The sequence below is a fragment of the Weissella sagaensis genome, assembly GCF_005405285.1.
In the GTDB taxonomy this organism is placed as follows: domain Bacteria; phylum Bacillota; class Bacilli; order Lactobacillales; family Lactobacillaceae; genus Weissella; species Weissella sagaensis.
Map to the genome: position 1 here is coordinate 158,943 of NZ_BJDT01000002.1, position 11,677 is coordinate 170,619.

Annotated in this window: 10 protein-coding genes; 2 read left to right on the forward strand and 8 right to left on the reverse strand. The window is 36.3% G+C overall.

Annotated elements, in window-relative coordinates:
* Positions 1-2 precede the first annotated feature (2 nt).
* The 7 genes from rlmD to FFM55_RS03390 all read right to left on the reverse strand — a co-directional run bounded on the left by rlmD (position 3) and on the right by FFM55_RS03390 (position 7,935).
* Entirely contained in the window at positions 3-1,379 is a 1,377-nt protein-coding gene (rlmD, locus tag FFM55_RS03360) for a 23S rRNA (uracil(1939)-C(5))-methyltransferase RlmD (RefSeq protein WP_137600494.1), read from the reverse strand.
* A 380-nt stretch (positions 1,380-1,759) separates the two neighbouring features.
* Positions 1,760-2,947: an MFS transporter gene (locus tag FFM55_RS03365; RefSeq protein WP_137600495.1), complete on the reverse strand. Its 1,188-nt coding sequence runs from the start codon at positions 2,945-2,947 to the stop codon at positions 1,760-1,762.
* Positions 2,948-3,165: 218 nt separating this feature from the next.
* Positions 3,166-3,705, reverse strand: coding sequence for an NADPH-dependent FMN reductase (locus tag FFM55_RS03370; RefSeq protein WP_042493028.1), 540 nt, complete (start codon positions 3,703-3,705; stop codon positions 3,166-3,168).
* 156 nt (positions 3,706-3,861) lie between these two features.
* Positions 3,862-4,914, reverse strand: coding sequence for a 2,3-butanediol dehydrogenase (locus FFM55_RS03375; RefSeq protein WP_042493029.1), 1,053 nt, complete (start codon positions 4,912-4,914; stop codon positions 3,862-3,864).
* 283 nt (positions 4,915-5,197) lie between these two features.
* Positions 5,198-5,668 (reverse strand): glutathione peroxidase, encoded by a 471-nt coding sequence (locus tag FFM55_RS03380; RefSeq protein WP_042493031.1) that lies wholly within the window; start codon positions 5,666-5,668, stop codon positions 5,198-5,200.
* A 144-nt stretch (positions 5,669-5,812) separates the two neighbouring features.
* A complete protein-coding gene (locus FFM55_RS03385) occupies positions 5,813-6,649 on the reverse strand; it encodes a VOC family protein (RefSeq protein ID WP_042493032.1) in 837 nt (278 codons plus the stop codon).
* 155 nt (positions 6,650-6,804) lie between these two features.
* Entirely contained in the window at positions 6,805-7,935 is a 1,131-nt protein-coding gene (locus FFM55_RS03390; protein WP_052348408.1) for a DUF4767 domain-containing protein, read from the reverse strand.
* 420 nt (positions 7,936-8,355) lie between these two features.
* Here FFM55_RS03390 and FFM55_RS03395 point away from each other — a divergent pair, with 420 nt between their 5' ends.
* Together FFM55_RS03395 and FFM55_RS03400 are read left to right on the forward strand one after the other, a co-directional pair.
* A complete protein-coding gene (locus tag FFM55_RS03395) occupies positions 8,356-8,922 on the forward strand; it encodes a 5' nucleotidase, NT5C type (protein WP_137600496.1) in 567 nt (188 codons plus the stop codon).
* Positions 8,923-8,925: 3 nt separating this feature from the next.
* Complete coding sequence (locus FFM55_RS03400; protein WP_042493034.1) at positions 8,926-9,807, forward strand: class II fructose-bisphosphate aldolase; 882 nt, start codon at positions 8,926-8,928, stop codon at positions 9,805-9,807.
* A gap of 117 nt (positions 9,808-9,924) precedes the next feature.
* Here the strand turns inward: FFM55_RS03400 and FFM55_RS03405 are convergent, their stop codons facing one another.
* Entirely contained in the window at positions 9,925-11,583 is a 1,659-nt protein-coding gene (locus FFM55_RS03405) for a glycerophosphodiester phosphodiesterase family protein (protein WP_137600497.1), read from the reverse strand.
* Positions 11,584-11,677 lie beyond the last annotated feature (94 nt).

The window sequence follows — 11,677 nt, forward strand, 5'->3', positions numbered from 1 at the left end:
GCTTAATTGTTAGGTTCAAAAACCGTTACCACTTCAACATGGGCTGTTTGTGGGAATTGATCTAATGGTTGCACATCCCCTTTGATGTGGAATCCCTTTTCAATCAAATACTTGGCATCACGCGCCATGGTTTCTGGATTACATGACACATAAACAAAGCGCTTAGGTCGAATTTCTGTTACTGCATCCAATAATTCATTTGTTAACCCACGGCGCGGTGGATCAACGAAAATAACATCCGCTTTAATTCCTGATTGTTGCCATTTACGCATTTGTTCTGGCGCATCTGCTGTAATAAAGCTGGCATTTTCTACATGATTATTCGCAACATTTTTTTGTGCATCAATAACAGCACGCTCAATTACCTCAACACCCAACACTTGTTTAACTTGATTAGCAACTGTTAACCCAATTGTACCTATACCAGAATAGGCATCAATGACCGTGTCTGTTAACTTTAATTCAGCTTTTTTAGCAGCTAATGCATATAACACTTCTGTTGTTTGTGGATTAACTTGATAAAATGAATTAGGACCAATTTCAAATTCAATTCCTAACAAAGTATCATGAATAACATCTTCTCCCCATAGCGTTCGGTTATTACCAGACATCAACAAATGTAATGAACGCGGGTTATGATTTAAGACAACACTATGAATACCAGGAACAACGGCAACAATTTCTTGTGCGATTATTGCTTCATCCTTAATTGTCGCAGTTTGAGAAACCAAAACAACCATTAATTCATGACTATAATAACCACGACGCACCATAATATAGCGCATTGCCCCTTGTTGGGTATCATCATCAAACACCGTTACTTGGTGTTGATTTAAGATATTACGTACTGTGGCAATTGTCTGATCAATAACTGGATCGTTGACATAATAGTCCGTTAACGGCAAAATTTCTCCAGGTGTCCGTCGCTTAATGAAACCCGTTACTAATTTTTCACCATCATATTTAATCGGTACGACTGTTTTATTACGATATTGAATAGGATGTGCCATACCAATAGTTGGTGCAATGGTTGCTGCTATCCCTGCTGTTTCGTAAATTTTTTTAACTTGCGCCTGCTTTAACTTTAATTGGGCCTCATAACGTAAGTTTACATAGGGTGCAATCCCTACATCCAACAAGTAATCTTTGCCCATTTCAACACGATCTGGTGACGGGTCAATAATACCCACAACTTCAGCACGCGCAAATTTACGATTTACCTGGGTAATTTCAAACTTAACAGTCTCGTCTGTAAATGCATTTGCCATGCGAATCGGATAATCATTCAACATAACAACACCGAATCCATTATAGAGCACTTCGACGACTTTTCCTGTTAGTATTTGCCCTAATCGTACAGGCATGATTGTATGACTCATATTATCTCTCTCATTATCTTTAGCATTACTGTCTTTCATTATACTAGTTTATCAATATCAGGCAATCATTCTACTTAATGCCTTAATTAATCGACTTCTATTTAACTCACACGATTGTTATATTAGCCAAATCATGCTCGACAAAGTCGATACCCATACCAATCAGCCATGAATTGCTACAATTATTTTGATTTCGCCTTTACTAAGGCGATAGCTAATTTTATCTATTGCAAGTATTGTTTTAACCAGCGTACCCCTTATTTTATGGCACATTTTGAGTACAAACGTACCCTTAAAAAAAGAGTAACAATCTAACCATTAACCTGGTAGCTTGCTACTCTCAAGACGTATATTAAATCAACTAATCTAACTAAACTAGACTATTCAAAAATCGTTTTATCACGTTCAGAAAACCACATTAAAATAATAAATACAACAATTGCAACAGCCATCACAGCTGTTTGCAAAATCCAGTTATTAAGTTGCGCATATAAAACACCATAAGCCCAAGGTGCACCTGCTGCAATGAGATAGCCACCCGTTTGTGCCATTCCTGATAACGCTGAACTCTCATTTGCGTTACGTGTCCGAATAGCATAAGAGGTTACCATATAGACAAACACAGCAGTTCCACCAATACCAATAAAGGCAGTGACAATTAACCACCAGACAAGACCAGCATGTTGATTAAACATCATTAGGATGGCAAGTAACCATAGACCCGTAGCACCTGTCATCAATGTCCGTCGTCCTTTATATGACGAGCGTTCCAAAAAACTAGGCACCCACATTGATACTGGAATTCCAATTAATGATAGGACACCAATTACCCAACCTGATTGTATGGCTGTTACACCTGTTCGTTGTGCAATCGTCGGTACCCATGCAATCGACGTGTAAAAAACTGCCGATTGAATCCCTGCCATCACTAGTAATGACCAGGCATACTTATTACGCCAAGGATTAATTTTTCTCGTTGTCGTATGTGTTGTTTGTGTTACTGCCTTATCTAACTCCGGGTCAGTATTAACTAACATATGCGCTATCCAAGTCACCACTACTAGTAAAACAATGACTGTGATAAAGACAACTAGCATTTGCCAACTAAATGTTTTGGTAATTGGCACTGCGATAATTTGAAATACTGCTGTCATTAACGTCATGGTTGTACTGTACAGTGATGTATAAACGCCTATTTTGTTAGGTGTAAATTTCACTAATGTTGCTGGTAATAACACGTTAATAAAGGCGATACCAATTCCAACTAAAATTGTGCCAATAAATAACATTGGTGCGCTCACAATACGGGCAATTGATCCAACCAAGACAAACAACAAAGCAGCTAATAATGTTTTTTCAATCCCAAAACGTTTTGTAAAAAATGTTGTTGTTGGCGAAACAACTGCAAATGTTAACAAAGGTAGTGTCGTTAATATACCTAGTTGAGATACTGGCAAGCCAAATGTATTAGCCACATTATCAATAACTACGGGAATTGTTGTAAACGTTGACCGCATTACCACACCAAGCAAAACAATGCTTAAAATAAATAACCATCTTTTCTTCATATAATACCTCTGTTTTCTATCAAATAAAATTTTAAAAGTCCGTTAAAAACTATACCGTCTTATTTTATAGCTGTCAAAAATAAATTTTACATTAGTTTTTAATGCATTTGTTATATGAAAAAATAATTACTTAACTAATAAACAAAAAATAGCAAACCACCAGTGTGTTAGTGGTTTGCTATTTAGATAATTAAATCAATGACTATTGATTTAATTTATTAGTTCTTTGCAAATTCTGCAAATTGACCAGCTACGTTAGCCAAAAATTCTTTTGTGCCTTCGTTAGTGATCTTACCATTTTCATCAGCTAGTTCAGCAGTGTTACCAATGAACAATTCTGGTTGGTGCATAATCTTCATGTCTAAGAAGTCCAATGAGTTACGCAAAACATGGTGTGCTGCAACACCAGCAATACCAGAAATTGATTGTGAAGCTGGCAATACTGGCTTACCTGCCCAAACACTTTGTCCCCAAGGACGTGAAGCAACATCCAAAGCATTCTTCAAAGCAGCTGGCACACTACGATTGTGCTCTGGCGTTACAATAATAAATGCATCTTGTGCCTTAACAGCATCACGGAATTCAGTATATTCTACTGGTGAAGCTTCATCATAATCTTGGTTATACAAAGGAAGCTTTGCAATATCCAAATAAGTAACTTCTGCATCTGCTGGTAAACCAGCAACCAATGCTTCTGCTACACCCAATGAGTATGAGTTCTTACGAGTTGATCCAACAATTACACCATATTTTGCCATGATATTTCTCCTTAAAATTAATCATTATGTACAACGTTTTCGTCGTTAATACTAACTTAACTTACTTTTACAAAGTTGTAAACACTTATTTTAAATAAGCAAAATAAAAACACACATATTATATGAAATACATGTGTTTTAGATATTATATTTAGTTTAATCTTCTTTAGTTAAATCAATCAAAATCTTCGCTTGTGACTTATCAGTTGATAGGCGATCAAATCCTTTTTCAACCACGTCATCCAAGTCAATCATATCCGTAATAACAGGTTCAACATTAATTTGTCCTGAACTTACCAAATCAACAGTTTGTTGGAATGTTTCACGTGAATATGCAATCGTTGATGTTAACTTAACACCAGCATTCATCAATTGCATTGGATCAAATGAAATTGGGTGGGCAAAGATTGAAACAATAACAGCTGTTCCGCGAGCCTTAGTTACTGAAATAGCTTGCTCAAAAGTTGGTTGTACTCCTGCAACTTCAAAGGATACATCTGCACCACCACCTAAAATTTCACGAACTTTTGCTACAGGGTCCGCAAAATCAGCTGGATTCACAACATCAGTTGCGCCCATTGTGAGTGCCTTTTCCAAACGAACAGCTGATAAATCAACTGCAACAATCTTAGTTGCACCAGCTGCTTTGGCTGCAGCTGCTACCAAAACACCGATTGGACCAGCACCAAAAATAGCAACCTTTTGACCAAACTTTAAGCCACCTTCTTTAACAGCTTGAACTGCAACAGCTGTTGGTTCAATCGTTGCTGCTAACTTCAATGAGAAATCAGCTGGCAAAGCATACAAATTAGTTTCTGGTACATTAACATGTGCTGCAAAACCACCATCACAACTTAGTCCAATAAAACTATAACCATCATACACATCAACATCATCAGGTGATTGTGCATGTGTAACAGTTGGATTTACTGATACATGATCACCAACTTTATAATTCTTAACATCCTTACCAACAGATTCAATAACTCCTGAGAACTCGTGACCCATTGTTAATGGTGCTTGTCCACCCGTTAACTCATCCACCTTATCAACTGGAATAAAAACAGGTCCTTCTAAGTACTCATGCAAATCACTACCACAAATTCCCGCATAGGCAACGCGAACAACGACTTCATTATCTTGCGCTGGCTTTAAATCTACATCTTCTACGCGAATATCTTTTACACCATGCCAAACTGCTGCCTTCATGTTAATACCCCCAAATAATACGAGTAACTAGAAATTATATATAATTACAATCAATTTATATTTCATAAACTTATCTATCAACAATTACATTTTATCGCTCTCAATATCCATAATCAACTAAGGCATTACTCCTATACGAAACAACAAAATTCCCAAATACGGGAATCTTTATTAATTCAATCATTTTTGTGATTTTTTTAACAAAAAAGTGGTTATATAGACTTGAAAACCTATATAACCACCGTTGTAGATTGTTTTATTTTACACAAATCAACATGTTTGCTTAGTCTTTCAACGCTGCTAACACATCATCCGTCATTTTTTCAGGTGTCGTAATTGGTGCGTAACGATGAATTAATTTACCATCACGCCCAACCAAAAACTTTGTATAATTCCACTTAATAGCACCATTACCAGATTGTTCTTTTAAATATGTAAACAATTCATCTTCATCTTGACCATTAACCATAACACGTTTTGTCATTGGAAAAGTGACACCATAGTGCATTTGGCAAAATTCGTTAGTTTCTCCATCACTATCAAGTTCTTGCTTAAATTGATTAGATGGCAATCCCAAAACAACTAGCCCTTCATCTTTGTGTTCTTTGTATAAAGCTTCTAATCCTTCAAGCTGAGGGGCTAGGCCACACTTACTTGCAGTATTGACGATAATAACGACCTTGCCTTCATAATCTTTTAAATTAATTGGCTTTCCATTCATTTCTGTTTCAGTAAAATCATAAATTGTTGTCATTATTTGTATCCTTCTTTCTAAAAGAACGTTGTTCATTAAAATTAATTATAACAATCATTATCTTATTGGAAGCGTAACATAGTCATCAGCTACCTGTCTAACAAATCGTATTAGTGATAAGTGTTAATAACTAAGCACGCTATCTTAGTCATGCATAATCAATAAAGTCGTCCCCATAGGGTCTATAACCTTAATTTGTTTATCATTATTCACACTAACAGTCACCTCTTCTGATTGTGCGCGTTGTGCCAATAAATCAAAATACGCTTGGTCAACAACCACACGCCAATCAATTAATCCTGCTTCATCCAAATGACGTAAATCACTGTTTTCACTCTGCCATAAGTTAACCGCATGATGGTGATGATAATGATTATTTGAATAAAAATGCGCTGAAGTTGAAACATTTGACACTAAGTCCATTTGTAAAAATTTTAAGAAAAACTTGTCAGCATCAACTAAATGACTCCCCATAAAATGCAAATGTCCAATTTTCATACCGGTTGGAAAGCCTGTCCAATCATGTTGCTTTTGTGCTAATAGCTTATCGCCATCAACTTCATTTGTGCCCATTGTGACAAAGCCATCTTGCCATTTCCAATTCTGCGCATCCCGGTCATGATATAATTCGATACCATTCCCTTCAAAGTCATTAATGTAGATTGCTTCACTGACGTCATGATCACCAGCTCCCACTGGAATCTGTAAGGTTAATAGACGATGCAAAATGGATGCTAACTCGGCAGCATTTGGAAAAAGCAATGCCATATGATATAAACCAGTTTGTGCCACCGTTTGTGGTTTTCCACCTAGTAACATCGTTAAAAATGGTGCTTCACCTGCATGAAATGCATAATTAATTTGCGTTTCGTCTGATGCAACATCCACTAATCCCAAAACTTTTTCATAAAAGACCCGAGTCCGTTTTTCATCAACTACGCGTATTGTTAAATGTTGAATATCATATCGTGCTGTTTTCATTTTCACCAATTGACTTTCTTTTTTATTTTTTAATTTACTAAAAGTAAGTATATGCTTTTTAAAGATATTCGTAAAGAATTTATCTCATCTCAAAATAACAAAAAAACCAGTATGACTAGCGCATTGGCGCAGGTCATACTGGTTAATTGCACTATTTAATACTCTGTAACCGTCGCATCATCACTAATGGTGACATCTTCTTGTGGCGTTTCATCTGATTGTGCCTCGCTTGCAGCATTTTGTGTTTCCGCAACAATGCTAGCAAAATTATTCTTTAAGTCCGCATTTTGCGTTTCGGTAAGTGTCAAATCTTTACCACTAGCCGTTTCTGTTGCATACACTTGTCCTTGACCTTCGTGAATAACAAAGAAATAAGAAGTAGGTGAATCAACACCTTGGCGCGATCCTGTTGCAACTGCAACGACTTGATAATCAGCTTTTTTATCAGCTTTTGGTGACCAAGTAAAGGCCACTTTATGATCATCGAGTTTCAAATGATCCTTTAATTGACCATCTTTAAGGGCATCTGGAAATTTATATGCTAAGTGCTTTGGCGTACCACCATTATAGGTACCAACAAAGTCTTGGCCAACAGCGGTTTGCCATATCCCCATGTAATCTGCTAATTCTTTATTCTGTGCATCAGACCATTGGGCTGGCACCTTTTCTTCAGCTTTTTTCTTTTCACTACTTGCTTTTTTCTTTTCTGCATTTTCACTAGCATTTTTCTTTACTGAAGAAGATGCAGCTGCCTTTTTGCTGGTTTCTTTTTTAACATTTTCAGTTCCAATTTGGGCATTCTTTTGATTATGATGCGTTACAACAACGCCACCACCAATCAAAACCACTAACACTATGATGATAGCAATTAACAAATCACTATTCTTCTTAGGTCCTTTTGGAGAAACTTGGTCAGCTTCATTGGCCATACGCGTCACACGTGACGGCTGTTCATCAAGCGTAGTTGTCACAGCTTCTTTTGTTGTCTGACTTGGCATCAAAATAATTGGTTTTTTGCGCTCATCAATAACCGTTTCGACTTCCTTTGGTGCCTCAGCTTGTTCATCGATACTAGATTCTGATGACATTTGCGCGTCATCCACCGCCGATTGAGACGTGTCTTGTTTTACCTCCTCTTTTGCTTCGGGTACAACTTGCGCATCAAACTCTGCATGTTGTTGCACTCTTGCTTGCAAATGTTTTGTCATATCATTATATTCATCTTTTGTAATAACGCCACTATTCAATAATTCTTGATACTGACGCAATCTTTCTTCATCGGTCATTGTCCACTCCTCTAATAACCTATTTTTACTATATCTATTATCACATATAAAGTCACTTACGTGTTAATTTTACCTACAATGTTAGTTTACTATTATACGCTAAAAACTACCGCTACAAAACAAAGCCTATACCAATATTAAAATCACATCACGTATCATCATCACTATAATATAAACCCCTCCATACATTTCACAATCGTTAACGTTATCACAAAAGCCTTAAATCAACTATTAATCACATTGTTTTAAACTAATACAGTCATTTTACATACTATTTAAATAAATATAATAAATTTTAATAACTATACCATTTTTGTTTTCACCTTGATAACTTCCCTTTTTAGAGGTATACTCTTCCTAAATAATGTTATGACATAATGTATAGAAAAGAGGGGCATTATCAAAAAATTATTTATCGATATGGATAATACGCTGGTTGACACATTACCCGTGTTAAATGCAGAGAGTAAAAATATCCAAAAATATCATGTCAATAAACCAGATCAAATTCCTGGTATTTTTCGTAATTTACAGCCAATTCCTGGTGCCATTGATGGCGTCTTCAAACTAGCAAATTACTATGATCTTTACATTTTATCAACTGCTCCATGGGAAAACCCAAGTTCTTGGCAAGATAAAATTAATTGGCTTACCGAATACTTTGGCAATGATGAAAACAGTCCCTTTTACAAAAAGGTTGTATTAACTCACAAAAAAAATCTTGTAAAATTACCCAATAGTATCTTGCTTGACGATCGTCCTTATCACGGTGCAAGCGATTGGGACGATGAAATGCTTGATAGCTTTTGGTTACAATACGGATACGATCCTCGCCTAGTTTGGACTGACGACCTCGTGCCTTTTTTAATTAGCATTGCACAAAATGATGAGCAAACTTTACGCACAGCTATCGTTCAGGCTAATGAGCAAAAGCAGTACCAGTTGCGTCATGCAACAACTGAATTTAAAAAAGAAAGCTGGGAATAATTAATGACTATTGTTTCAGGAAAAAACATAATCAACAAAGCTCGTCAAAACAGTTATGCGATTGGCGCATTTAATACTAATAATCTTGAATGGACCGAAGCCATTTTACGGGTAGCACAAGCACAACAGGCGCCAACAATTATCGCCGCTTCAATGGGTGCCGTTAAATACATGGGTGGTTTTAAAACTGTCGTCGATTTAATCCATGATTTGCATGATGATTTAAACATTACCGTACCAATTGCTATCCATCTTGACCATGGTGACTTTGAAGCCGCCAAAGCAGCTATAGCAGCTGGTTTCACGTCGGTTATGTTTGACGGTTCAAGCTTACCCATTGATGAAAACCTTGCTAAAACACAAGAAATCGTAAATCTCGCACATGCTAAAGGCATCTCTGTTGAAGCCGAGGTCGGTTCAATAGGCGGTGAGGAAGACGGCATCATCGGTGGCGGCGAAATCGCACCTATCCCGGATGCTGTGGCAATGGTTAATACAGGCATCGACTTTTTAGCTGCTGGTATTGGTAACATTCATGGTCCTTATCCTGATAACTGGAAAGGGCTACATCTAGACCACTTAAAAAACATCACCTTAGCGGTTAACGAGGCCATTGGTCACGAAATGCCTATCGTCTTACATGGCGGTTCTGGCATCCCCGACGATCAAATAAAGACCGCTATTTCAATGGGCGTTTCAAAAGTTAACGTTAATTCAGAAGCACAGCTCGCCTTCCATGAAGCGCTACGTGAATTTATTCTAGCTGATCATGATTTAGAAGGAAAAAATTATGATCCACGTAAGTTGCTGGCAACTGGTGTTAAAGGCATTGAATCTGCTCTCACTGAACGCATTGATGTCTTTGGCAATGCTAATAAAGCTTAATATGCCTGATTCAATCACTAAATTCTATCGAATTTAGTGATTTTTTCTATTGTGGCGTGTCATGATTCATGCATACAAAAAAACAACCTAGCTTAGGTTGTTTTTCATCCATTCACTTTAAAAATTATTTTTCGTAAACATCATGCTCTTCCAAAGTACCAATGCATAATTTGGCTGCTTCTTTATCTTGGTTAAGTATGCCCGTGTTTTTTTAGGCTCATCAGTAATAAAGCCATCTACGCCATATGCATACATCGTCATAATATTAACATGGCCGTCTACTGTCCATGCATATAATTTTTTACCTACTTGATGTGCCTGATCGCTTGTTTTTGGCACAACGCTTGAATATTCAAGTGCATAAAATTGATGCGACTTGTCACGATTAATCGTATTATTGAGTGGCGATAGTAGCCCGCTCGTGGCATTAATATAATCAGATAGACGCTTCAATGCATTTTGATTTAACGATTGAATCTGTGCCTTATTTTGTTTTATTGCTTGTCCATATTTGCTACTAAAATCTTTTAGCTCTTGATTGCTAATTGATGAATTAATTTTTAACTCAATTAACAATTTTTGATTTAACTCATTGGCTTTATTAAGATAGTCACCAAAATTGGATACGCTAACTTTATGCCCATTTGAATCATAGCTGATATTTTTTAGTTCCGACCAATTCGTCTCACTAATTTTATATTTTTGCCCATTAAGCGCTGTAATCTTAGCATCATGGCTTAGTACATAAACCCCATCTTTTGTATGTTGAATATCAATTTCAACATAGTCTGGCTTTGTTGCGCTCACTTTTTCCAAATTTTCAATGGCATTTTGCGCATCGTTCTTAGACGTTACACCCATATGGGCCATCACTAATTGTGAATCCATAGGTTGTTGAATAAATCGATTTGCTAAGCTTAACGATAACCCGCCAGTTGCGCCCATCGTTGCAATCGTTAGCAACCACGTTATTTTAGCCGGCTCCCTACCAATACGTGGATTTAAATTAGTCGTAAACAACAATAATACTTCAGCAGTTATAAAATACAACATGCCCATCAAAAAGGCCGTTAATACGTTCACCATCAAAGTACTAAAATCTGAATTGCCTAATTGATCAACTAGATACTGTAATCCCATTAATACGCCAACTGATATTAATAATTGTCCAACTAATCGTAATACCGCCATAATACTTGCGCTTAATTGATGACTATTTCTATGCCAACTTTTAGTTAATGCGTTTTTTAGCTTATCATCCGCAACGACTAGATAATACATCGAATCCTTAAATCTAAGTAAAACTAGCACTATACCTATATAAACAAATGCTGCAATTACTTTTAACCAAAATCCACTAATCATACCAATAAAAGTTTCAGGAATTGGAATGTAATTAATAACGGGCACTTTCAATCCGACTTGATTCAGCGGTAATAAAATTAATAATAAAATAAATGTAAAAACATATATTTTAATTCGATGCATATTATGCAACAACGTTTTAATACTTAATTTGTGATAATGATATAAAATAACCCCAATCAACAAGATAACAAAGACTAAATAAACTAAAAAATAGCCCAACATCGACATACCATATTGTAAACCATTTGCTTTTAAGTCACTCAACAACGCTGATACTCCTGACGTATCAAGCTGATAAGCTGGTGGCAAATAGTCATTAATATACCCAATGCTGACTGATGCAATATAATTATAAACCAATAACAACATCATCATTAACGTTGTTTGTTTTAAATAATGATTATTCATACGATCTCCCAAAAATAAATTACTACTACCATAAACCAGCTATATGTTATGACGTTCAATAACTATTTACCAGTTCTTTAAATAAAACAACATT